This window comes from Amycolatopsis palatopharyngis (assembly GCF_003385185.1).
Classification (GTDB): domain Bacteria; phylum Actinomycetota; class Actinomycetes; order Mycobacteriales; family Pseudonocardiaceae; genus Amycolatopsis; species Amycolatopsis palatopharyngis.
Map to the genome: position 1 here is coordinate 53945 of NZ_PQHZ01000007.1, position 21834 is coordinate 75778.

The 21834-nt window shown below is 68.3% G+C and carries 22 protein-coding genes; 7 read left to right on the top strand and 15 right to left on the bottom strand.

Annotated features, from left to right (window positions below; genetic code table 11):
- Positions 1–73: 73 nt before the first annotated feature.
- From murC to D0C15_RS07380, 7 genes are all read right to left on the bottom strand, one after another.
- Entirely contained in the window at positions 74–1531 is a 1458-nt protein-coding gene (gene murC / locus D0C15_RS07350) for a UDP-N-acetylmuramate--L-alanine ligase (protein ID WP_281270669.1), read from the bottom strand.
- Positions 1524–2657, bottom strand: coding sequence for an undecaprenyldiphospho-muramoylpentapeptide beta-N-acetylglucosaminyltransferase (gene murG, locus D0C15_RS07355; protein ID WP_116041949.1), 1134 nt, complete (start codon positions 2655–2657; stop codon positions 1524–1526). The genes murC and murG overlap by 8 nt, the downstream gene beginning before the upstream one ends.
- Positions 2658–2683: 26 nt before the next feature.
- Positions 2684–4198, bottom strand: coding sequence for a putative lipid II flippase FtsW (ftsW, locus tag D0C15_RS07360; RefSeq protein WP_116042353.1), 1515 nt, complete (start codon positions 4196–4198; stop codon positions 2684–2686).
- A complete protein-coding gene (gene murD / locus D0C15_RS07365) occupies positions 4185–5603 on the bottom strand; it encodes a UDP-N-acetylmuramoyl-L-alanine--D-glutamate ligase (protein WP_116041952.1) in 1419 nt (472 codons plus the stop codon). Before murD ends, ftsW begins: the two co-directional genes overlap by 14 nt.
- A 4-nt stretch (positions 5604–5607) precedes the next feature.
- Entirely contained in the window at positions 5608–6693 is a 1086-nt protein-coding gene (gene mraY, locus D0C15_RS34955; RefSeq protein WP_116041955.1) for a phospho-N-acetylmuramoyl-pentapeptide-transferase, read from the bottom strand.
- Entirely contained in the window at positions 6690–8201 is a 1512-nt protein-coding gene (locus D0C15_RS07375) for a UDP-N-acetylmuramoyl-tripeptide--D-alanyl-D-alanine ligase (RefSeq protein WP_116041958.1), read from the bottom strand. The genes mraY and D0C15_RS07375 overlap by 4 nt, the downstream gene beginning before the upstream one ends.
- A 127-nt stretch (positions 8202–8328) precedes the next feature.
- Positions 8329–9819: a UDP-N-acetylmuramoyl-L-alanyl-D-glutamate--2,6-diaminopimelate ligase gene (locus tag D0C15_RS07380; protein ID WP_245975635.1), complete on the bottom strand. Its 1491-nt coding sequence runs from the start codon at positions 9817–9819 to the stop codon at positions 8329–8331.
- Positions 9820–10234: 415 nt separating this feature from the next.
- Between D0C15_RS07380 and D0C15_RS07390 the strand changes: the two genes are divergently transcribed.
- Positions 10235–10618, top strand: coding sequence for a transposase (locus D0C15_RS07390; protein ID WP_116041963.1), 384 nt, complete (start codon positions 10235–10237; stop codon positions 10616–10618).
- 84 nt (positions 10619–10702) lie between these two features.
- Here D0C15_RS07390 and D0C15_RS07395 read toward each other — a convergent pair whose 3' ends face one another.
- Both D0C15_RS07395 and D0C15_RS07400 read right to left on the bottom strand, forming a co-directional pair.
- Positions 10703–10915: a DUF397 domain-containing protein gene (locus D0C15_RS07395; RefSeq protein ID WP_116041965.1), complete on the bottom strand. Its 213-nt coding sequence runs from the start codon at positions 10913–10915 to the stop codon at positions 10703–10705.
- Between the two features lie 21 nt (positions 10916–10936).
- On the bottom strand, positions 10937–11803 hold the full coding sequence (locus D0C15_RS07400) for a helix-turn-helix domain-containing protein (protein ID WP_162829934.1): 867 nt from the start codon (positions 11801–11803) through the stop codon (positions 10937–10939).
- A gap of 542 nt (positions 11804–12345) precedes the next feature.
- Here D0C15_RS07400 and D0C15_RS07405 point away from each other — a divergent pair.
- On the top strand, positions 12346–12636 hold the full coding sequence (locus D0C15_RS07405) for a hypothetical protein (protein WP_162829935.1): 291 nt from the start codon (positions 12346–12348) through the stop codon (positions 12634–12636).
- A complete protein-coding gene (locus D0C15_RS07410) occupies positions 12633–13232 on the top strand; it encodes a bifunctional DNA primase/polymerase (RefSeq protein WP_162829936.1) in 600 nt (199 codons plus the stop codon). The genes D0C15_RS07405 and D0C15_RS07410 overlap by 4 nt, the downstream gene beginning before the upstream one ends.
- Before the next feature lie 305 nt (positions 13233–13537).
- Here the strand turns inward: D0C15_RS07410 and D0C15_RS33985 are convergent, their stop codons facing one another.
- The gene (locus tag D0C15_RS33985) at positions 13538–13696 is read right to left on the bottom strand and encodes a hypothetical protein (RefSeq protein WP_162829937.1); all 159 of its coding nucleotides are present in this window, start codon (positions 13694–13696) and stop codon (positions 13538–13540) included.
- 149 nt (positions 13697–13845) lie between these two features.
- On the opposite strand from D0C15_RS33985, the gene D0C15_RS07415 reads away from it, so the two are divergent.
- From D0C15_RS07415 to D0C15_RS07430, 4 genes are all read left to right on the top strand, one after another.
- Positions 13846–14559: an SAV_915 family protein gene (locus tag D0C15_RS07415; protein WP_116041976.1), complete on the top strand. Its 714-nt coding sequence runs from the start codon at positions 13846–13848 to the stop codon at positions 14557–14559.
- On the top strand, positions 14552–14896 hold the full coding sequence (locus D0C15_RS07420; protein WP_116041979.1) for a hypothetical protein: 345 nt from the start codon (positions 14552–14554) through the stop codon (positions 14894–14896). The genes D0C15_RS07415 and D0C15_RS07420 overlap by 8 nt, the downstream gene beginning before the upstream one ends.
- Positions 14897–14932: 36 nt before the next feature.
- Positions 14933–16165 (top strand): hypothetical protein, encoded by a 1233-nt coding sequence (locus D0C15_RS07425; RefSeq protein ID WP_116041982.1) that lies wholly within the window; start codon positions 14933–14935, stop codon positions 16163–16165.
- 282 nt (positions 16166–16447) lie between these two features.
- Complete coding sequence (locus tag D0C15_RS07430) at positions 16448–16978, top strand: hypothetical protein (protein WP_211323112.1); 531 nt, start codon at positions 16448–16450, stop codon at positions 16976–16978.
- Positions 16979–17037: 59 nt separating this feature from the next.
- Here D0C15_RS07430 and D0C15_RS07435 read toward each other — a convergent pair whose 3' ends face one another.
- From D0C15_RS07435 to D0C15_RS07455, 5 genes are read right to left on the bottom strand one after another with little or no spacing between them, the layout of a single operon-like run.
- Positions 17038–17664, bottom strand: a complete 627-nt coding sequence (locus D0C15_RS07435) for a hypothetical protein (RefSeq protein WP_342768557.1) — start codon at positions 17662–17664, stop codon at positions 17038–17040.
- Positions 17664–18170 carry a hypothetical protein gene (locus D0C15_RS07440; protein WP_116041987.1) on the bottom strand — a complete coding sequence of 169 codons (507 nt, stop codon included), beginning with the start codon at positions 18168–18170 and terminating at the stop codon, positions 17664–17666. The genes D0C15_RS07435 and D0C15_RS07440 overlap by 1 nt, the downstream gene beginning before the upstream one ends.
- The gene (locus tag D0C15_RS07445) at positions 18167–19411 is read right to left on the bottom strand and encodes an MCE family protein (RefSeq protein ID WP_116041989.1); all 1245 of its coding nucleotides are present in this window, start codon (positions 19409–19411) and stop codon (positions 18167–18169) included. The genes D0C15_RS07440 and D0C15_RS07445 overlap by 4 nt, the downstream gene beginning before the upstream one ends.
- Positions 19411–20637: an MCE family protein gene (locus D0C15_RS07450; RefSeq protein ID WP_116041992.1), complete on the bottom strand. Its 1227-nt coding sequence runs from the start codon at positions 20635–20637 to the stop codon at positions 19411–19413. The genes D0C15_RS07445 and D0C15_RS07450 overlap by 1 nt, the downstream gene beginning before the upstream one ends.
- Complete coding sequence (locus D0C15_RS07455) at positions 20634–21833, bottom strand: MCE family protein (protein WP_116042361.1); 1200 nt, start codon at positions 21831–21833, stop codon at positions 20634–20636. Before D0C15_RS07455 ends, D0C15_RS07450 begins: the two co-directional genes overlap by 4 nt.
- Position 21834: the final 1 nt, after the last annotated feature.

Here is a 21834-nt window from a genome sequence, read left to right on the forward strand (position 1 = left end):
CTCATTCGCCGGCAGGGCTGCAGAGCGCTCGGAGCCGTGCCCCGGTGACCGGCGGCGCCGGTCGCGCTCGCCCCTACTCACCCCGTGAGTCTCCTTCACCCCGCCGGTCCAGCTCGGTGATGATCTCCGGGCCGAGCTGGGTTACGTCGCCCGCACCCATCGTCACCAGCAGATCGCCCGGTCGTACCAGCTCCGCCGCCAGTTGCACGGCACGATCGAAGGCCGGCTCGTAGTGCACGGTGGCACCGGAGATCTGGTCGGCGACGAGCGCTCCGGACACCCCCGGCTCCGGTTCCTCCCGCGCACCGTAGACGTCGAGCACGATCACCTCGTCGGCCAGCCCGAGCGCGTCGGCGAACTCCCGGGAGAAAGTCTTGGTCCGCGAGTAGAGGTGCGGCTGGAACACCACCACCACACGGCCCTTGCCGGCCGAGTGCCGCACGGCGCGCAGCTGCGCCGCGACCTCCGTGGGGTGATGTGCGTAGTCGTCGTACACCCGGACGTCGCTGGCCCGCCCCTTGAACTCGAAGCGCCGCCGGACCCCGCCGAACGCCGCAAGCCCCTCGGCGAGGCACACCGCGGGCGCACCCAGTTCCAGTCCCGCCAGCAGTGCGGCCACCGCGTTGAGAGCCATATGCTCGCCGGGTACCGCCACCCCCACCTCGAGCTTCTCGCCCCGCAGCAGGACCTGTACGGTGCCGCCGTCCTCGGTCGGTGAGTACTCCAGCACCTTGGCGTCGTCGTCACCCGACGCGGTGCGGCCGTAACGGAGTACGCGGACCCCTTCGGCCTCCGCTCGCGCGGCCAGCTCCGCGGCGGGAGCGTCGTCGGCACACACGATCAGGACGCCACCCGGCGCGATCCGGCGCGCGAACTCGGTGAAGACGGCGACGTAGGCCTCGATCGTGCCGTGATGGTCCAGATGATCGGGCTCGACGTTGGTCACCACGGCCACCGAAGGCGAGTAGGCCAGGAAGGAGCCATCGCTCTCGTCGGCTTCCGCCACGAAGAGCCCGCCCTCACCGTGGTGGGCGTTGGCGCCGGACTCGTTCAGGTCCCCGCCGATCGCGAACGAAGGGTCGAGCCTGCAGTGCTGCAACGCCACCGTGAGCATCGAAGTCGTGGAAGTCTTGCCGTGGGTACCCGCGATACAGGCGACCCGGTGGCCCTCCATCAGTCCGGCGAGCGCCTCGGCCCGGTGCAGCACCGGTATCCCGCGCTTGCGGGCAGCGGCCAGCTCCGGATTTGTCTCCTTGATCGCGGTGGAGACCACGACCGAGGAAGGGGGGTCTTCGAGCAGGTCGAGGTTGTCCGCATGCTGACCGATGGCGATCTCGGCGCCCTGCGCGCGCAGGGTGAGAAACGCCCTGGTGTCCTTCGCGTCGGAGCCGGACACCCGCGCACCCCTGGCCAGCAGGATCCGCGCGATTCCGCTCATCCCGGCCCCGCCGATCCCGATCAGATGCGCACGATGCAGCACCTCGGGCAGTTCGGCGACACCCGATGTCACGCCACCGTCTTCGTCACGCACCAGCTGCCTCCAGCACCATCCTGGCCAAGACCTCGTCGGCCTCGCGATGTCCCATTCCCACCGCCGCCGCGCTCATCTGCTTCAGTCGATCGGCATCGGCGACCAGTGGAATCACTTGCTCGACCACGGTAGTCGCCGTCAGCTCCGCATCCTCGATCAGCAGCGCCGCACCCGCGTCCACCGCGGGACGGGCGTTGAGCGCCTGCTCACCGTTGCCGTGCGGCAGTGGAACGAAGACCGCGGGCAACCCGACCGCCGAGACCTCCGCGGCCGTCATCGCGCCGGATCGGCACAACACGGCATCCGCGGCGGCGTAAGCGAGGTCCATCCGGTCCAGATAGGGCACCGGCAGGTAGGCGGGCTTTCCCGGGAAGTCCTGGACGGCGAGGGTGTTCTTCGGTCCGTGCGCGTGCAGGACTCCGATCCCCGCGTCCGCCAGCTCCCGTGCCGCACCGGATACCGCCGTGTTGATCGAGCGCGCTCCCTGCGACCCGCCGAACACCAGCAGGGTCGGCGCGTGCGGGTCGAGCCCGAAGTACGCCCTCGCCTCCGCACGCAGTCCGGGCCGATCGAGGGTGGTGATGGAGCGGCGCAACGGAATTCCGACGACGCGCGCGCCAGGCAGCGGAGTGCCGGGCACGGCGGTGGCGACCATGCGCGCGAACCGCGCCCCCACCTTGTTCGCCAGCCCGGGATGCTTGTTCGCCTCGTGCACCACGATGGGCACCCTGCCCCTGGCGGCGAGATAGGCGGGCAGCGCCACATAGCCGCCGAATCCGACCACCACGTCCGCCCGCACCCGGTCCAGCACCTCACGAGTGCGTTTGACCGACTCGCGCACCTTCAGGGGCAGCCGGAGCAGCTCCGCGGACGGTTTGCGCGGCATCGGGACCGGCGGGATCAGTTCGAGCGGGTATCCACGCTCGGGCACCAGGGTGTTCTCCAGGCCGCGCGCGGTACCGAGCGCCACGACCTTCGCATCAGGGCGCAACCGCAGGACCGCGTCCGCGAGCGCCATCGCGGGCTCGATATGCCCGGCCGTTCCGCCGCCGGCGACCACCACGGTGGGCGGCCTTCCCGCCGGGGACGCGCCCGTCGTGGTCTCCTTCGCCGGACGGCTCGCCATGCCGTCACCGCCCGTTGCCGGCTCTGTCACCGATGTCCTCTCCGAGTCGAACCACCACGTGTCGCGCTCCCGCGTGCCGTCCCGCCCCGGCCCGAGCCGCGGGCCGTGGACCGCCGACCGTACTCCGGTGCGGCCCTCCGGCGTTCGGCGGCCGCGTTCGACCGCGCACCCCGCGCCGCGGGCCGTCCGGTGCGGCCCGAGCCGCCCCGGCTGCTGGTCCTGCGCTTGGCAGGCGGGCGGTACGGGTCCGGCGCGGGCAGCCGCAAGAGCGTGCCGAACTTACCCGGTCCCTGCGTACGCAGTGCGGCCACCGCCTCCGGCTCGTGGCGGGCACAGTTGGCGAGTATCCCGAACAGCAACATGGTGACGACGAGCGAGGTGCCACCGTAGGAGATCAGCGGCAGCGTGACGCCGGTGACCGGCAACAGGCTGACGACGTAGCCGATGTTGATCGCCGCCTGCGCGACCAGCCAGGCGGTCAGCGTGCCGGCCACGATCCGGATCCACGGGTCGAGGTTGCGCATCGCGATCCGCAGCCCGACGCTGGCCAGCAGGCCGAAAAGGCCGATCACGGCCAGGCACCCGACGAAGCCGAGTTCCTCGCCGAGCAGCGCGAAGATGAAATCGTGTTCGACGTTGGGCAGGTATCGCCATTTCGACTGCCCCTGCCCGAGCCCCTTGCCGAACAGACCGCCGTCGGCCAGCGCGTAGAGCGCCTGGGTGGCCTGCAGTCCCTTGCCCTGCGGATCGCTGCCGGGGTTGAGGAAGGTCATCACCCGGGCCAGCCGGTACGGCTCGATCAGCGCCAGCAGCACCGCTCCGGCCACGGCGCCCGAGAGGATCACCGCGAAGAGTCGTTTGGGTGCGCCCGCGAACCACAGCAGGGCGATCAGCACGACGCCGAGGGTGATCGTCCCGCCGAGGTCGGGCTGAACCATCAGCAGCGCGAACATCAGCAGCGCGGCGGGCACGACCGGCACGAGCAGGTGCCGCCACTGGTGCAGCACGTTGTACTTCGTCACCAGGATGTGCGCCCCCCACAACGCGAGCGCGACCTTGGCGACCTCGACCGGCTGCAGTGACAGCGGACCGACGACGAACCAGCCCTGCGATCCGTTCACGCTGGTGCCCAGCGGGGTGAGGACGAGGGCGAGCAGCCCGAGGCCGAGGACCATACCGGTGGAGGCCAGGGCGCGGATCCGCTTCAGTGGCATCCGCAGGCCGATCCAGAACACGACACCGCCGAGCACGACGAACAGCATGTGTTTCTGGAACTGGGCGTACACGGAACTGCCGTCGCCGGGTGCGTAGGAGGCCACCGAGGACGCCGAGAGCACCATGACGATGCCGATGGTGGTGAGCAGACCGCACACGGCGAGGATGAGGTGGAAGTCGGCGAGCGGCCGGGACAGCCACGCCGTCAGCGCCGTCCGCAGTGCGGTGATCCCGCGTTCGGGACGGTCACGCTTCTGGCGGGAGCTCCGTGGCGACCTCCGCCGCACGGTGCGGGCGGCCTCGGGGTCGTCCTCAACCACCGTCATGGTGCTGTTCCCGCGCGCCATCCACCCCGTCCGGTTCCGGCAGCGCCCGCACCGCGGAGACGAAGGCGTCACCCCGATGGGCGTAGTCGCGGAACATGTCCAGGGAGGCAGCGGCAGGCGCGAGCAGCACTACATCACCGGGTCGCGCCAGCGCGCCGGCCGCACTCACCGCCGTAGTCATGGGCTCATCGTCACCCGGAAGTAGTCTCCGGACGGGTACATCCGGCGCGTGTCGCGCAACAGCGGCGGCGATCACGTCGGCATCGATGCCCAGCAGGACGACTCCGCGCAGGCGATCCGCGGCGCCGGCCACGAGTTCGTCGACCGAGGCGCCCTTGAGTTGACCCCCCGCGATCCACACCACGTTCGGGTGCGCGTGCAGGGATCCGGCCGCGGCGTGCGGGTTGGTGGCCTTCGAGTCGTTGACGTAGCGGACTCCGCCCACCTCGCCCACCTCGACGGCGCGGTGCGCCGCGGGACGGTATGCGCGCAGACCTTCGGCGACGGCGTGAGCCGGGACCCCGTTGGCCCTGGCCAGCGCCGCCGCGGCGAGGGCGTTGGCGACGTTGTGCGGGCCGGCTGGGCGTACGTCGGCCAGCGTCGCGAGTTCCTCGGCCGCGTGTACGGGATCAGCCACGAAAGCGCGGTCCACCAGCAGGTCCTCCACCACACCGAGCTCACCGGAGCGTGGGGTCGCCAATGAGAAGGCCGTCCGCACGGCCCCTTCGGGGGCGTGCGCGTCCGCCAGCCGGGCCGACCACTCGTCGGCCGCGTTGTGCACGACGTTGCTCGCACGGTCGTGAATCGTGCCCTTCGCGGCCGCGTACTCCGCGAGGGAACCGTGCCAGTCGAGATGGTCCTCGGCGACGTTCAGCACGACCGAGGCGAGCGGCGCCAGGGTGTTCGACCAGTGCAGCTGGTAACTCGACAACTCGACGGCCAGCACCTCGTGCCCGGCAAGTACGGCGTCGAGTACGGCGAAACCGACGTTTCCGCAGGCCACGGCGTCCTGCCCGGCCGCGCGCAGGATCGACTCGAGCATTCCGACAGTGGTGGTCTTGCCGTTGGTACCGGTGACCGCGAGCCACACGGGCGGGCGGGGCAGCTCCTGCCCGATCCGCCACGCGAGTTCGACGTCGCCGATGACCTCGACACCTGCGGCCGCGGCCGCCGTGAGCAAGGGTGACGACGGCCGCCAGCCGGGGCTGGTGACCACCAGCGAGGTGCCCTCCGGCGGAGCATTCAGGCCAGGCACCAGCCGCGCTCCGTGGACCGCCAGTTCGGCGAGGCGTTCGGGATTGCCGTCGGTGACGGTCACCTCGGCGCCCATGTCCACCAGCGCGGCCGCAACGGATCGCCCGGTCACGCCCGCACCGGCGACGAGGACACGGTCCCCTCGGAACACCGGCCTAGCCTCCCGCCGCGCCGAGCTGCTCGCTGTAGAACAGGCCGAGGCCGAACATGCAGCAGATCGCCGCGAGCAGCCAGAACCGGATGATGACCGTCGTCTCCGCCCAACCGGCGAGTTCGAAGTGGTGGTGGAACGGCGCCATCCGGAACAGCCTGCGCCGCGTGGTGCGGAAGACCGCGATCTGGGCGACCACCGACAGCATCTCGACCATGAACAGGCCGCCGATGACGATCGCCAGCAATTCGGTGTGGGTGGTGATGGACAGGCCCGCGACCAGTCCACCGAGGGCCAGCGAACCGGTATCGCCCATGAAGATCTTCGCCGGTGCCGCGTTCCACCACAGGAACCCGACGCAGGCCCCGGCCGCGGCCGCGGCGACCACCGCGAGGTCCAGTGGGTCCCGTACGGCGTAGCAGGCGGCCTGCGGGGTCTCCGCGCAGCTGAGCCGGGCCTGCCAGAAGGAGATCACCACGTAGGTCGCCAGCACCATGGCCGACGCCCCGCCGGCCAGCCCGTCGAGGCCGTCGGTGAAGTTGACGGCGTTGGACCAGCCGGAGATCACCACGTAACAGAAAATGATGAAGATCGGCAGCGGGAAGGCGATCAACGCGAGGTCACGCACGTAGGAGAGATTGCGCGTCGCGGGAGTGATGCCTGATTCGTCGGCGAACTGCAGGACCAGGATCGCGAACGTCACGGCGACCACAAGCTGGCCGACGAGCTTTGCGGTCTTGTTCAGCCCGAGGTTGCGTTGCTTGCGGATCTTGATGAAGTCGTCGAGGAAACCGACGATACCCAGCGCGACAGCCAGGAACAGGACGATCAGGCCGGACGCCGACGGTCCGTTTCCTGTGGAGCCGCGCATCCAGTCCAGGGCGTGGGCGACGAAATAGCCGACGACCATCGCGACGATGATCGCGACGCCACCCATGGTCGGGGTACCGCGCTTGGACTTGTGCCCCTGCGGGCCCTCCTCGCGGATCTCCTGCCCGAACCCCTGCCTGGAGAACACCCGGATCAGGTACGGGGTCAGCAGGATGGAAACGAGCAGGCCGACCGAGGCCGCGATCAGGATGCTGATCACCGCGCACCGTCCTGTCTCGAGTCACCGGTTCCCGGCACGTCCTCGGCCAGCACGGCGTCGGCCACGCGCCACAGCTGCGCGACCTTGGAGGCCTTCACCAGCATCACGTCATCCGGCCGCAACTCCTCGCGCAGCAGCGCGATCGCGGCGTCGGTGTCGGGTACCAGGACCGACTCCTCTCCCCAAGATCCCTCGTGACTCGCGCCGAGGTGCATCGGCGCCGCGGCGGAGTCCTCCCCGCCGACGACCACGAGCCTGTTGATGTTGAGCCGGACGGCGAGGCGGCCGATCTCATCGTGCGCGGTCACGCTATCGGCCCCGAGTTCGCCCATGACACCGAGTACCGCCCATGACCGGCGGCCCCGGCTCATCGAGGCCAAAGTCTTCAGTGCTGCTCGCACGGACTCCGGATTGGCGTTGTAGGAGTCGTTCAGCACGGTCAGCCCATCGGAACGGGTGCTGACCTCCATGCGGCGTTCGGAGCGGCGCCGCACCGCGCCGAGGGCGGCCGCGAGTTCGTCCACCGGGCTGCCGAGCTCCAGTGCCACGGCCGCCGCGGCGAGCGCGTTGCTCACGTGATGTTCGCCGTACAGCGGCAGGGTCACGTCCGCCTCCCCCGCCGGGGTGATGAGGCGGAACGACGCGCGAGCCTGATCGTCGAGGGTGACGTTCTCGGCGCGCACCGTCGCCGCCGCGCTCTCGCCGAAGCCGACCACCCGCGCTGTCGTACGCGCGGCCATGGCCGCCACCAGCGGATCGTCCATGTTGAGCACGGCGACACCACCGTCGGCGGCGGAGGGTAGCGCCTCGGCGAGTTCGCCCTTGGTCTTCGCGATCCCCTCCCGGGAACCGAACTCGCCGACGTGCGCGCTGCCGACGTTGAGCACGACACCGATCCGCGGGGGCGCCACCGCGGCGAGTTCGGCGATGTGCCCGGGGCCGCGGGCGGAGAGTTCCAGCACCAGGTGCCGCGTCCCGGCGTCGGCGCGCAGCGCGGTCCAGGGGTGGCCGAGTTCGTTGTTGAACGAGCCAGGGGGCGCGACGGTCGGGCCCAGCGGCTCGAGCAGTTGTGCGATCAGGTCCTTCGTCGAGGTCTTGCCGGAGGAGCCGGTCACCCCCACGACCGTCAGTTCCCTGGCGGACAGCTCGGTGACGACATGCCGGGCCAGCTTGGCGAGCGCGGCGAGTACCGCGGCTCCGGACCCGTCGGTGTCCCCGGTGAGCGCGACCGAACGCTCGTGGGCCTCGCCCTCGGCGAGCGGCGCCGCGATGACCGAGGGCGCGTCCACCTCGCGCGCGGCGAGCACACCCGCCGCGCCGGCCTCGATCGCCTGTCTGGCGAACGTGTGCCCGTCGACCCGCTCGCCGGGCAGAGCGAGGAACAACCCACCCGGCTCCAGCGCGCGCGAGTCGAACTCGACACCGGCGGTGACCTGCTCCGTCCCCTCGGCACGGTGCAGCCTGCCGCCGACGATCCTGGCGATCTCGGCGAGGGTCAGTGCGATCACGTGTTCACCTCGAGCTGGTGAGGGTTATGCACAACCCGGATGACGGGGGCTGCCCGGAGGGCTGCTCGCGGCGGCCGGGTGCTGGTGACACTCGCGCAGTAGCCGCACCTGCGTATGTGCGTAACACTCATTCTTCTAAGCCTCGGTCCCTGATGGCTGCCTCCAGTTCGTCACGGTCGGAGAAGGGGTGCACGACGCCGCCGATGTCCTGGCCGGTTTCGTGTCCCTTGCCCGCGACCAGGACCACGTCCCCTGGCCCTGCCCGGCGCACGGCCTCGGCGATCGCGGCCCTGCGGTCGCCGATCTCGGCGACCTCGCTGTCCAGCGTCGGACCGACCGCTCGGGCTCCCGCCAGCATCGCGGAGCGGATCGGCTCCGGGTCCTCGCTACGGGGATTGTCGTCGGTCACGATCAGCACGTCGCTGCCCTTGGCCGCGGCCTCGCCCATCAGCGGGCGCTTGGCGGTGTCCCGGTCCCCTCCGCAGCCGAGGACCGTGATGATCCTGCCCTCGGTGCGGGCCCGCAGTGCCTGCAGCGCCTGGGCGACGGCGGCGGGCTTGTGGGCGTAGTCGACGACCGCGGTGAAGGGCTGGCCGAGGTAGACCCGCTCCATCCGGCCGGGCACCTCGACCGAGGCGAGCCCGGCGACGATGGCCTCGATCGGCACTCCCGCCGTGTCCAGGATCGCCGCCGCGAGCACCGCGTTGGCGATGTTGAACGTGCCGGGCAGCGGCAGGGTCGCCCGCGCGGTCAGGCCGCCGGGGCCGTGCAACCGGAAGGACTGCTCTCCGGTCCGGGTGATCGCCATGTCCGAGGCCCGCCAGGCGGCGGGACTGTCCGGCTCGATCGAGACGGTCACGGTGTGCGGGCGGACCAGCGCCTGCCCCCACGCGGTGTCCAGCATGACCACCTCTGCGGTGGAGCGGCCGTCGAACAGCATCGCCTTCGCCGCGAAGTAGTCCTCCATGTCCCGGTGGAAGTCCAGGTGGTCCTGCGAGAGGTTGGTGAACGCCCCCACGGCGAACCTGGTGCCGTTGGCGCGGCCGAGCGAGAGTGCGTGGCTGGACACCTCCATCGGCACATGCGTCACGCCCTGCTCGACCATCACCGCGAACAACGCCTGCAGATCGGGCGCCTCGGGTGTGGTGAAGGCGCTCGAGAGGCGCTGTCCCGCGATCCTGGTCTCCACGGTGCCGATGAGCCCCGTGGTCCGGCCTGCCGCGCGCAGTCCGGCCTCGACGAGGTAGGCGGTGGTGGTCTTGCCCGAGGTGCCGGTGACTCCGAGCACGGAGAGTTGCAGGGAGGGCTCGCCGTAGATCCAGGCGGCGATCGGGCCGAGGATGGCCCTCGGGTCCGGGTGCACGAGAACGGGAACCGGTGAGTCGCGCAGCGCGGGACGATCGGCGCCTGCCTGGTCGGTGAGCACGGCGGCGGCACCGGCGGCGATGGCCTCGGCCGCGAAGTCCGCACCGTGCGCCCTGGCTCCGGGCAGTGCCGCGAAGAGATCGCCGGGAAGGACCTGCTGGGCACGCAGGGTCGCGCCGGTCACGACCGTCTCGCTCTCCGGACCGGCACCACTTTCCGGGAACAGCCGTGCGTCGGCGCGCGCAGCGAGCATGGTCAGCTGCACGGGCTCGATGCGGGCAGGCCGGGGTGGCGCGACCACGGCCTTCACCGGGCTGTCCGGGACCTGCCCCCTGGACGTGGCAGGTCCGTCGTTGTTGACAGACACGCGCGGAAGGTTACCGGCGACCCTCTCCGCGCCGAGCAGGGGCCGCGAAGCCGCGTGTTCGCCTTCTGTGCACACGTGTTTGCGCTCCACGAACGGGTCTCGGGGGGTTCCCAATTGTTGTGGTTTTCTCAGTAGCGGCCGTGGTGTTCGTGTTGGGTGAGGACGAGGGCTGCTTGGGTGATGGTGCCGATGTGGGTGGGGCTGAGGGTGATGCGGTGGAGTGCTCGCCAGCGGGGGACTGTCTCAGCGTCTTTGGCTCGGACCCGCCGGACTGGTTCCGGCGGGATGGGCACGGTGAGTGATGACATCTGATGTTGTCAGCGCTGAGGAGAAGACCACCAGGCCGGCGAGGACGTCGTCGGCGCAGGAGCAGTTGGCGGCCGCGATGGTTGCTCAGGCGCAGGAGCAGGGCTTGGCCCTGACCGGCCCGCACGGGCTGCTGAAGCAGCTGACCAAGACGGTCCTGGAGACCGCATCGAACGCGGAGATGACCGACCACGTCGGATACGCCAAGCACCAGGATGAGCCCGCTCGCGTCGGCAGGAACACACGCAACGGCGTTCGGTCGAAGACCGTGATGTCGGACGCGGTGGGCGAAGTCGAGGTGGCGGTGCCGCGGGACCGGGAGGGGTCATTCAACCCGGTGATCGCCTGTTACCAACGGGACGTGCGCTACACCGGCTAACGGCGGCAGTCCTGGTCGGGGCGCGCTCAGCTGACGCAGCGAGGCCCCCGGCCGTGTTTTTTGAACCGGGGACCTCCCTTGCTCTCACGCGAGGCGTTTCAACTCGCTGTTCTTGGCCACGTCTAGAAACGCTGCCATCTCCGTCTGGGTGAAGGACAGCACCGGGCCTGCCTCGCCAAGTTTGGAGTCGCGTACTCCGACCCAGCCGTCTACGGCCGCGAGTTCGACGCACTGTCCTTGTTCGGCGCTGCGACTGCTCTTGATCCACCGGGCACCGGCGAAGTCTGGTTGTGCCATGTGCGGCCATCCCTTCTGCGGTTACTTGTATTGCTCCGCCGCCTTCCGGATGAAGTCCACAGACTCCGCCGGTCCCAACGCGGCAGCGGTCATGCGACGCCACTGGTGACCATAGGATCTCACCACGTCCTTGTCGTCGAAGTATGTGGCGTTCTCGAACGTCTCGACGTACACGACGTCCAGCGGAGAGGCGATCCCCGGAGCGCCAAGCGTGAGCATCGTGAATCCGAACGGCACGCCCACAACGTAGGTCTGGGTCTTGTACGGCAACACCTGGATCTGCACGTTCTTGCGTTGCGCGGTGTCGGCGAGGTGATGTAGCTGGGCACCCATCACGTCGCGATTGCCCACTTCGCGGTGTAGGCACGATTCCGACAGCACGAATGCTCCGGCTGGCGCGTGGGCGCCCAGAAACATCCGCTGACGCTCGATCCTGGCCTGGATCTGATTCTCAACCACGTCCGGGTCGGGAGCTGCGGCGAGCGCTTCGGCGAGCATCGCGCGGGTGTAGTCCTCGATCTGGAGCAGGCCGGGCACCAGCTCAGCTTGCACCCACTTGATCTCCTCCGCGCCGCTCTCAAGATCGACGTACATCCGGAACCATTCGGGAATCGACGCCCGATACCCGTCCCATCGGCCACGCTGGTTCGCTCCACGGGCCAGGGTGAGCAAGCCGTCGATGTGGTCCTGCTCGTCGCCGTAGTACTCCAGCAGCATCTTGACCTCGGGCACGCTCACCCGAGTCTGGCCGAGTTCCAGGCGGCTCACCTTGGTCACCTTGACGCCGATGTGCTTGGCCGCGTCGTCCTGGTTCAGTCCCTTAGCTTCGCGTGCCCGTCGCAGCTCGTTGCCGATCAGGAGTCTGCACACCGTTTGGTTCGTGGACACGTGGTTTGCCTCCAGCTCAGTCGTGACCAAGACAGTATCTCCCCCGCAGGGTGCCATTCAGTCACCACCCAATCGTCGCACTGACTAACTTGCCATTCTCAAACTATGTTGTATCTTACGGTGTAGTTCGAGAATCTGGGAATCTCCGTTAGATGATTCACCTTCCGATGGCAGTAGGACACGTGCTGAGACGAGAGGATCGCCATGAGTCGAGCTCTTTGCTCGCAGTCCAGCCTGACCTCTCGTCTTGACCTGCCATACCGACTGATTGACGAGGCAGACGCCATCGAGCCCATCAGCAGCACGCGGCCGGACGCACACGCTCCGTTTGGCCGCGTGCACCTCAGGGCAAGGGAGAACGTGAGTCGGCGAGCCGGCTACTTCCTTGCCCACGCTGGCCCGTGCGGCTGCGGATCCCAACCCGCATCGGCCGCGCGGGCCAGCCTCGACGTTCATCACCGAACAAATCGCACCCGGCCACTCGTCGGGCACCTCTCGCTCACTCAGCCAAATCCGCCCCTCCCAGTTAGAAGGGTCAGAACGTGACAGCGCTTGCCTTGGCAGACCCGCCCCTGCACACGTCGCAACTGTTCGTTGCTCTGCGCAAGGTCTCGCGCGGCCGAATCGGAGCGACCGCTCCGGATGACGTGTTGTGTCAGCCGAACGAGGAGTTGGACAGCGGAGTGTTCTCGGCGTTGTATGTGTTGCGTCGCGACGGCTTCGTCGTTCTCGCTAAGCCGCAACCGGACCAACCGGGCTGGTACCCGGCGACTTTGACGATGCGCGGTACTCAACTGCTGGCCTCATGGCAGCGTGGAGGCCGGGACCTGTGAGTGCCTTGAGCCATGAGGTGCCCGAGCAGCGTGAGCAGCGTCGTCGTGCGCTGTTCAAGAAGGCGGCGTTGTCCTATGCCGGGCGCGGGTGGGCAGTATTACCCGGCCCGGTCTGTGACGGCTTGACCTGTTGGAATCCCACCACAGTGGAGCCTTTATTGGCCGCGCAGCCCGTCGTGCTCGCGCGGCTCGCGACCACCGACCCCGCTACAGTCCACTCCTGGTGGGCGCGCTACCCCCACATCATTCTCACTCGCGCAGGCGTGAACTTCGATGTGTTGTGTGCGCCTACCTGGCTGGCCGCCACTGCGGCGATCTCGTCGGCGCTACGCCGCTATCTTGGCCCGATTGCGCTGTGTCCGGACGGCGCACGATTCCTCGTCCACCAAGGTGCCACCGTTATCGCCGCGTTGGCGGACGAACGTGGCGTGCGGATCCTGCCGCGAGGCGCGCTGATCACTCTGCCACCCAGCCGGGTCCGCTCCGGCTCGGTGTCCTGGTGGATGACGCCGGAGGCCACGGGTGGGCAACTTGGTGATGCGGTGGGGATCCAAGCTGCCCTGCACGCCGCTATCCGGACTGGGCAGCGCCCGTGACCGTCATCTTCGCCCGGCTCCTGCGCCAACACGCTCACGGCGAAAGCCAGCGCGTCACCCACCTGATCGCTCTGTCGCAGAACGGCACCCTGCCCACCGAACTTGCCGCCCACTGCGGCGCCAAATTTCCGCCGCACGTGCTGGAGAACCTGCCCGGGATCGGTGGGGCGCCTTGTACCGCCTGCTTAGCGGCGATTCCGTTACCGCCATCAGCGCTGTGCGACCCCGAGGCGATGCCCTCGCTGCCGCCGGGGCAGCGCCCGACACCGCATCCCCACCACCGCACGCCTCCTCCGATGCCGGAATCAGGGATGGTGGCTCTCGGACTTCGGGAAGAAGACCTCGTCCACCGCGTACCGGACAAGCCCCTCGCCTCGGTGCTGGACGGGCGCACTGTAGTCATCACCGCCTGCGGAGTACTGGGCTGGGTCACCACAGTCGCCCCGGGCCAACCGGGCGCTCATCTTCGGAATTGCGATGACTGCGTTCGCACGGAACCGGACTGGCCGACGGAGTAGGCCCCGCTGCCTCGGTGATCGATCCCCGCGTAGTTGAGCCGAACTTGCGGTCCACGGCAGTCCAGTCAGTTAGAGTGATCGCCGGGGGACGGTGAGTGACTGACAGGAATGGCAGCGGGGAAATCGTGGCGGACACCGAACGGACGAGACATCGTGCGGTGGTGCTGCTGGACGACCTGCCCGAACGCGCGCCTGGCGTCCTGTACGCACTGACTCTCCCTGCATCGGTGGCAGCCGGTGAGGTGGTCGAGTTGCGCAACACGCCACGAGGACCAGCCGCCGCTGTCTACAGCAGCGTGGCGAATCTGGTCGCGGCGTGCGGTCTGGGGCAACCCTGGGCAGCCACGACGGTCGAGAGGTTGCAAGCCTTGGGCGACGAGCACGACTACAACTTGGCCATCCTCGACGCCTGGCTGCCCGAAGGGCACCGCTACCCGGAGCCCGACGTCCGTGCTGAACCAGACCTGGAACCCGCAACGCCCCGAGGTGAGGGCGCCTTGCTGTATGTGCCCTCGCGTCCGGTGCGCGAAGGCCAGCAGGTCGTACACCTGGAACTGCAACCCGACAACGCCGGGCGGCTGATGGTGCTCGCGTTCACCTCTCCGGAGGCGCTCGCCGAGCGTTGCGGTCCACACCAACCGTGGGTGGCCGTCGACCGCGACGACATCGACCTCATCGCCGAGCAGGCCGGAGCGCTCGGGGTCCTGTTCAACCCCGTCCTCGCCGAGGAAGCCCGACACACCGGCCCCGTACACGACTGGACCCGCACGAACGACCCCTCTCAACAGGAAGGACCCCAAAATGCCTGACGGTGGTTACTCCTTTGAAACCGGCGCGCTGGACGACATGGCTAGCAAACTCCGGGACGGCGCGGAGGCACTGGACCAAGCTGCCACCGCACAGGCCGAGGCACCAGATGCCGGAGCCTCATCACCGTACGTCGCGCGAGCACTGCAAGCGCTGATGACCTCCACCGTGGCCGGAGCGCAGGCACTGGACGATATCGCCGAGAAGATCAACGTCGCGCAGGGCAGCTACCACACCATCGAGAACACCCACGAGGGCGCGATGGAGAAGCAGCAACACGACACGTATGAGGACTGGGGCGAGGAATCGATGGGCGAGCGCAACATCCCGCTGAACTGACTCACGCTGAACACTTGAAGGGGACGGGAACCGGCGATGGGTGGCTCCGCACTCAACACCACGGTCAACGGTAGCTCCGGCACGTGTATCGAAGCCGCCGACGGCCTGGCCAAGCTCTACGCGGGCGCGCACGAAGGTGCCGACACGGTTCGCGCCGCGCGCGGTATTGGCGATGCGAGCTGGCGCGGTCCGGCACACGACCAGTTCAACGACAGCACCCAGGGCTTGAACCCGGACATCACCATGATCTCCGACCGTGCCTTCGACTGCGAATGGGCGTTGCGCGACTTCGCCGACTCCCTCGACGCAATCCAAACCCGCATGGCTGACGCTCTGGGCAAAGCCCGCGCTGGGGGTCTGGTGGTGGATGGTCCGTACATTGTCGGCCCGCCGCCACCGCCACCCGCACCCGTCCTGCCCACCGGGCCGTGTGGCACCGCCGAAGCACGGCAAGTGATGCACGACAACCAGCAGGCCATGGCCGCCCACAACGCGGTCATCTCCGAATACAACGCCAAGGTCGCCGTCTACAACGAGTGCAAAGCCATCGTGGAAACCGCCCGCACGATGGAGGAAAACGCCCACAACGCGCTACGCGAGGTCATGGGCAAGGTCGAAACCGGGCTCACCGAGATGGTCAACCTCACTCCCGTCGTTCTCGCCCGCACTATCAGCTATATCGGCACGATGGAAAAAGGGCGACAAGCCGCGATGGACAAGGCCGAACGCGCCGTGACTCGCGCCAGCGCCTTCGAGAAGTACGCCAACGGCACCTTGGCCAATCCGGACCAGCGCACCCTGGGTTGGCTACGCGAGTCCGCCAACAAAGCACGCGTCAACGCAGACATCGCCATCGCCCGCGCGAACCAGTTCGATCTTTGGATCAAGAACGTCCCTGAAGGCACTCGACGCATCATCGCCGCTTATCCCGGCAAGAGGCAGATCGGCTCACTCGGAGAGCACGCGAAAACCCAGGTCAAGGTGGGACAACGGATCCTGAAGGGAATGCCCTACGTCGGGAGCGGGATGATCGCACTGAACGAAGTCATGGATGCGGCGAGCGGTGAGCAGTCTTGGGGTAAGGCCATCGCTGATTCCGCAGGAACCATTGGTGGCGGCGCGTTAGGTGCGGCAGCCGCATCGGCGGCGGCGGGAGCCGTGTGGGGATCGGCGATCGGTCCATGGGGCACACTGGTCGTCGGAACGGTCGGCGGCGTCGCGGGCGCCATCGGAGGTCAAGCCGTCGTTGACTTCCTCGTACCGGAGTAGAGGCTCACTATGGTTGGACGTCACCGCGGGCCTGAACGAGGCCGCACCTGGTACAACTTCTCAGACTTACCTCCCCGCCCGGATTCACAGACTGGCGAGCCATTTCCTCCACACGCCCCAGGGTTCAAGAACGACAAGGGCGTCGCGGCTGAGCACGACCCCGCACGCTCGAATAAGGTCTCTCACAAGCCAGACCCGCCCGAGGGAATGGGGCCAGTACTCACTTGGCACCGCGACAGCCGCTTCTTCAACGTCCAAAGCTTCTTTGTCGCACTCGGGCTGATGAGTGGCGGGGCTCTGCTGCTCGCACTACTTAAGGGCGACCTCGGCTATCTCGGATTTTGGCAGGTATGGGTCGTCGCGGTCGTGTTCGCGTACTTGGCTTCTGGTCCATTGGACTACGAGACCACGTCCGCCGGCTCGGACTGGATCAAACTCGACTTCAACAAGCGCTTGTATCGACGTGCCCGTTCCGGCTACTTGAAGATCTACGAACTGACGACCGTCGAAGGCTACTTCGCTGGCGGCATGCTCCACCTCCGCATCGAGGACCTCGACGGGCACTGGCTCGACCGCCAGGTTGGGGACCTGCAACGCGACCGCCGTATCTGGGATCTCTTCTACAACGGCCTGCTGCACTCCGTTGCCAACGGCGCCGAAATCAACCGGGTCGCGGTCGATCTGCTGAGCCTCAACGAGACTCCGGCACTGCGACTACGGGACCGACGACCGGAAGCATCGCAAGACTGCACCTCTAACCAGCCAGAGCCGCACACACCTTCTGGCCAGCAAAGTATGCACGAAGAGCCATAGGTGCCCGAGTCAGAACTTCAACGTCCCCAATGCCACATTGGGGACATCCCGGAGCGTGATCAGCGGGCGGCGAGGCTCGCGATCTTCCATTCGCCACCGGATCGGGTGGCGACGACGTCGAGTACGGCGGCCGAGGAGGTCTGCTCATTCGTCTCGGTCCGAAGCGTCTGCTGGTCGAGGATCACCAGCAGCCGGGCGGTGTCGCCGCGCAGTTCGTCGACACCTGCCGAGCGGATGGTGGTCGTTCGCACGAGCTGCTGCTCCAGCGCCTGTTCGCGCGCCGCGGCGAAGCTCGACTCGTACTGCACCACCGCATCGCCGACCAGCAGCGAGTCGGCGGCCCGTTCGGTGCGGGCGAGATTGCTGTAGTCGTAGGAGAAGAGCGCCTTCACCGCCGCGCCCACCTGCTCCCGCAACTCGTTGGTCGCAGCGTCGTCGACGAAGGCCACGTTGCCCGCCGGGTCACCGGCGGTGAGTTCACCCGCACGCAGGCCGGACCAGACGGCCGACACCGTGGCGAGCACCACGATCACCGACAGAACGGCCAGTACGGTGGCACGCCTGCTCCGGGCGTCCTTGACGCGCGCACGCTCGCGCCGGCCCGCGCGCCCGGCGTCCTGCCCGCCCGTACCGGTCTCGCCGGTCGTGCCGGTCGTGTCGGTTTCGTCGGTCGTGCCGGTATCCATCAGCCCGCCGCCTGCACAGTGCTCACCTTCCAGCCGTCACTGGTCCGCTGCGCCTCGACGGTGAGTCTGCTCCGCCGGGAGGTGGCTGGCTCGCCCTTGGTCGCTACCTGGACATCGAGCACCGCGACCAACCGAGCGGTGCCGGTCACCGCGTCCAGCTCGGTCACAGCCGCCTTCAGCAGGCTCGCCTCCGCCACGCTCCGGGTTCCCGCAGCCCGGTCCAGCTGGAGCTGGCGGTCCCCGCTCAGGTCGTCGTGCAGCTGCCCCGCCGTCGCCGCGATCCAGTCGTCCACGTCCTGCCGCGCGGTGCGATGGTCGATGGTGTTGAGCGTGACCAGCGCGGTCGACACCTCCGCCAGCACCCTGTCCCGCTCCCGCGCGAGTGACAGCTGCTCGTCGTGTGCGGCACTCCACCAGGTCCAGCCGAACCAGGCCGCGGCGAGCAGTGCCACCGCGGCGAGCGCGATCAGCACGTCGCGGACCGGGTCCCGCCTGGCATCGCTCATGATCGCGGCAGTCCGAGCAGGCCGCCGAGATCGGCGGGACCGGCGCCGGTGAGCAGGCCGAGTAGTCCTGGCAGGCCATCGGTCCTGGGTTGCCCACCGTGTGGCGAGGGACGCGGCTGAGGTACTTCCACCGGAGTTCCGGCGAACGGCGCGTTCTGCGCTCCCCGGACACCGGTGGGACTGCCGGGTGGCTCGGCGCAGTACGCGTCGGTGTTCGGCGGGACGTCCGAGGTGTCACTGGCCGGTCGCTGCTCGGTCGCCTCGTAGCCCTTGGTGCAGGAGAACGGGTCGAACATGTTGAACACGAATCCCAGGTGCCCTTCCCCATTGGAGGTGATCGAGGGGCCGAGGGCCGCAGCGACCGGATAGGCGACGAGCAACTGTTCGATGGCGTCCTTGCGCGAAGTGGTGATCTTGGCCGTGGTGAGCAGATTGGCGAGCACGATGCCAAGGTCGGCACCGGAAGTGGCGAGCACCTCGCTGACCTGTCTGCCCAGTTTGGGCGCCTCGTCGATGACCGCCCGCAGATCTGGGTCGGCGGCCTTCAGCTCCGCGGTGAGAGTGCGCAGGCCCTTCGACAGTTCGGTGATGTTGCCCGCCTGTCTGCGCTGGGTGTCCAGCACGATCCGGCCGTCGGAGAGCAGGGCACGGGTCTGGGGCAGATGCTCGCTGGCCTTGGTGGTGAACGATTCCGCGGTGTCGAGCAGCTGCGCCAGGTCCGGGCCCGCTCCGGCGAAGGCATCATGGGTCTCGTCCACGACGGTGCGCAACGACTGCGGGTCGACGCTGCGGACGAGTCCGTCCAGACCACTCAGGACCGTGTCCGGGGAAAGCGGGATCGAGGTGCGGCCGGGCCCGATCACCGAGCCGTCCTCGAGAAACGGCCCCTCTTCATCCGGTGGGAGCAGGTCCACGTACTGCTCACCGACCGCCGAGCGGTTGGCCACGGCGGCCTCGGTGTCGGCGGGGATGGGTGGTGCGTCGGAGTCGATGTCGAGCGACACCTCGACGCCGTTCTCGGTCAGGTCCATCGCCACGACCCGGCCCACGGCGACGCCCCGGTAGGTGACTTCGGCGTTGACGAAGATGCCGCCGGAGTCGGTCAGCTGGGCCGTGACGACGTAACCGCGGGCACCGAAGAGGCGGTCCAGCCCGGCGTATGTACCGCCGACGTAGACGACCGACACAACGGCGATGACCGCGAACGCGAGTAACTGACCTCGATGTTTCCTGGTGAGCATCAGCTACCCCCCAGCAGCGAGCCGAGCAATCCGCCGGGCATACCGGAGCCGTTCCGCTCACCGGTCGCGGCGGGCGGCAGCGGCAGCGCGGGTAACTCGGCGGGTCCGGATGTGTCGCCGCCCTGCCCCTGACCCGGCTCGGCCGAATCGCCGTCACCAGGCACAGTGGACTGCGGCGTTTGGAAAGGTGGCTGCGAGGAGTTCGTGAGGTTCCGGTAGATCGAGTCCAGGTTGAAGTCGAGGCGCGCCCTGACGTTGGCGTAGTCACCCTTGAACACCGCACCCGCGACACTCGGCAGCGGATAGGTCGGCAGGATCTTCATCGCGATCGGCAGGTTCTGTCCCGCTTCGGCGAGTTTACGCAACGTGGGTTCGAGCGCCCTGAGGTTGGCCACGAGCTGGTCCCGGCTCTGGTTCACGGTTTCCACCGCGACCCCGGACAGCCGGTCCAGGGCCTGCAACATCCCGACGAGCTGGTCCCGTTGCTCGGTCACCACCCGCAGCCCCGGGGCGAGGTCGTCGAGTGCCGTGGTGAGGTTGTCCGTCTGCTGGACCAGGGTGCTGGAGAGCCGGTTCAGTCCGTCGATCGCCCTGATGATCTCCCCCTTCTGCCCGTCCAGTTCGGTCGCAATCGTGTCCACATGAGACAGCAAGGCGCGGATCTCGGCTTCGTTGCCCGACAACGCGGCGTTCAACTCCTGCACGATAGTCCGCAGCTGTTCAACTCCACCACCGTTCAACAGCAGCGAGAGTGCACCGAGTACCTCCTCGACCTCGGCGTTGCGACCGGTCCTGGCCAACGGGATCACCGCACCCTCGCCGAGCGTCCCCTGTGCCTGCTCGTCCGCAGGGGCCCGCAGCTCGACGAATTTCTCACCGAGCAGGCTCGACTGGCGCAGCTCGGCACTCGCGTTGGCAGGCAACGGAATGTCTCCGTTGAGGGTCATGCTGACGATGGCGTGTTTCGTGTTCGGCGCAAGCTCTACCCGGTCCACCCTGCCGATCGGTACGTCATTGGTCTTGACATGGGACTGGGGCACGAGGTCGAGTACGTCGGAGAACTCCGCGGTGACGCGATAGGGGTGCGCACCGAGATCGGCGCCGCCGGGCAGCGGCGTGTTGTACAGGCCGGAGAACCCGCCCTCCCCGCAGCCCGCGGTCGCCAGCAGCAGGGCGGTGACAGCCGCCGCTGCCAACGCCCGCCGGAGAACTCGGATCCTGTTCATCGGCCACCTCCCTGCATGTCCTCGATGAGGACGTCCGCCAGCGGAAGCGGCAGCGGTGGCAGCTCACCGCGCTGCATGGAGGCCAGCATCTGCGACAGCGACGGCACCTTCAGCACGCCGGACTCGATATCCGAGATCGTCTCGCAGAGCGGGCCGAGCGCGTCCGGAAGCCGCTCGGGTGTGCCCGCGCTGAGCACCCGGCACAGGGTGGTCAGCAGCGGGTGGGTGAGTTCGTTGGCGTTGTACCGGATCTGGATGCTGCCCGAGGCGGAATCGTAGGCGTTGATGAAGTTCGTCAGCCCGGTCGGACCGACGTCGAGCACCTCGGCCAGCGCCGCCCGCTGATCCACCAGCACTCCGCTGATACCGGTGAGCTTCTCCACATTGGACGAAAGCAGGTCGCGGTTCTCTTCGACGAACTCGCGGACGTCGGTGAGCGAACCGGCCAGTGCCGACAACGCGGCGCCGACGTCGTCGGCGTCCTCGGCCAGGAAACCGGTCACATCGGCGACGCGTTCGTAGAACTCGTTGAGCTGACGGTCGCTGTCGGCGAGCGCTGAGGTGAAGGACTGCAGGTTGCGCACGGTCGCGAACAGATCGCCCTTGGAATCCGCGAACGTCCTGGACAGCTGGGCGAGCTCGGCGACCGTGTTGTTCACGTTCTTCCCGTTGCCCTCCAGGTTCGCCGCCGCGGTGTCGAGCGCGTCCGACAGCGCGCCGTCGGAGTTCGCCCCTTCCGGACCAAGGCTCGTGGACAGTTCGTTCAAACTCTCGTAGAGATCGTCCAGTTCGGCGGGGGTCGCGGTGCGCTCGAGGGGGATGATCGCGCCGCTGCGCATCTGCTCACCGGTGTCGTAGGCGGGTGTCAGCTGCACGTACCGGTCGCTCACGAGGCTCGGCGCGACCACGACGGCACCGGCCTCCGGCGGGATCGGTACCCCTGCGTCGACCACCATGTCCACTCGCACCGTGCCACCCTGCGGGGTGACGCCGGTGATCTCCCCGACCTCGATGCCCAGAACTCGCACCGAGGAACCCTCGTACAGTCCCACGGTCTTCTCGAAGTACGCCGCGAGCCGGGTTCCGCTCGAATCCCGTAGCACGAACCAGAGGCCCGCGGATAGCAGCAGGACCGCCGCGCAGCCCAATGCGAACCAGGAGTACACGCTGCGCTGCGCCCTGGTCTCGACGCGCATG

What these genes read in the sequence shown, in the direction of transcription:
- murG (WP_116041949.1), bottom strand. Translation starts at nt 2,657, where the DNA reads ATGGCGAGCCGTCCGGCGAAGGAGACCACGACGGGCGCGTCCCCGGCG.
- ftsW (WP_116042353.1), bottom strand. Translation starts at nt 4,198, where the DNA reads ATGACGGTGGTTGAGGACGACCCCGAGGCCGCCCGCACCGTGCGGCGG.
- D0C15_RS07380 (WP_245975635.1), bottom strand. Translation starts at nt 9,819, where the DNA reads ATGCTCGCTGCGCGCGCCGACGCACGGCTGTTCCCGGAAAGTGGTGCC.
- D0C15_RS07390 (WP_116041963.1), top strand. Translation starts at nt 10,235, where the DNA reads ATGACATCTGATGTTGTCAGCGCTGAGGAGAAGACCACCAGGCCGGCG.
- D0C15_RS07395 (WP_116041965.1), bottom strand. Translation starts at nt 10,915, where the DNA reads ATGGCACAACCAGACTTCGCCGGTGCCCGGTGGATCAAGAGCAGTCGC.
- D0C15_RS33985 (WP_162829937.1), bottom strand. Translation starts at nt 13,696, where the DNA reads ATGAGCGCCCGGTTGGCCCGGGGCGACTGTGGTGACCCAGCCCAGTAC.
- D0C15_RS07420 (WP_116041979.1), top strand. Translation starts at nt 14,552, where the DNA reads ATGCCTGACGGTGGTTACTCCTTTGAAACCGGCGCGCTGGACGACATG.
- D0C15_RS07425 (WP_116041982.1), top strand. Translation starts at nt 14,933, where the DNA reads ATGGGTGGCTCCGCACTCAACACCACGGTCAACGGTAGCTCCGGCACG.
- D0C15_RS07430 (WP_211323112.1), top strand. Translation starts at nt 16,448, where the DNA reads ATGAGTGGCGGGGCTCTGCTGCTCGCACTACTTAAGGGCGACCTCGGC.
- D0C15_RS07435 (WP_342768557.1), bottom strand. Translation starts at nt 17,664, where the DNA reads ATGGATACCGGCACGACCGACGAAACCGACACGACCGGCACGACCGGC.
- D0C15_RS07440 (WP_116041987.1), bottom strand. Translation starts at nt 18,170, where the DNA reads ATGAGCGATGCCAGGCGGGACCCGGTCCGCGACGTGCTGATCGCGCTC.
- D0C15_RS07445 (WP_116041989.1), bottom strand. Translation starts at nt 19,411, where the DNA reads ATGCTCACCAGGAAACATCGAGGTCAGTTACTCGCGTTCGCGGTCATC.
- D0C15_RS07450 (WP_116041992.1), bottom strand. Translation starts at nt 20,637, where the DNA reads ATGAACAGGATCCGAGTTCTCCGGCGGGCGTTGGCAGCGGCGGCTGTC.
- D0C15_RS07455 (WP_116042361.1), bottom strand. Translation starts at nt 21,833, where the DNA reads ATGCGCGTCGAGACCAGGGCGCAGCGCAGCGTGTACTCCTGGTTCGCA.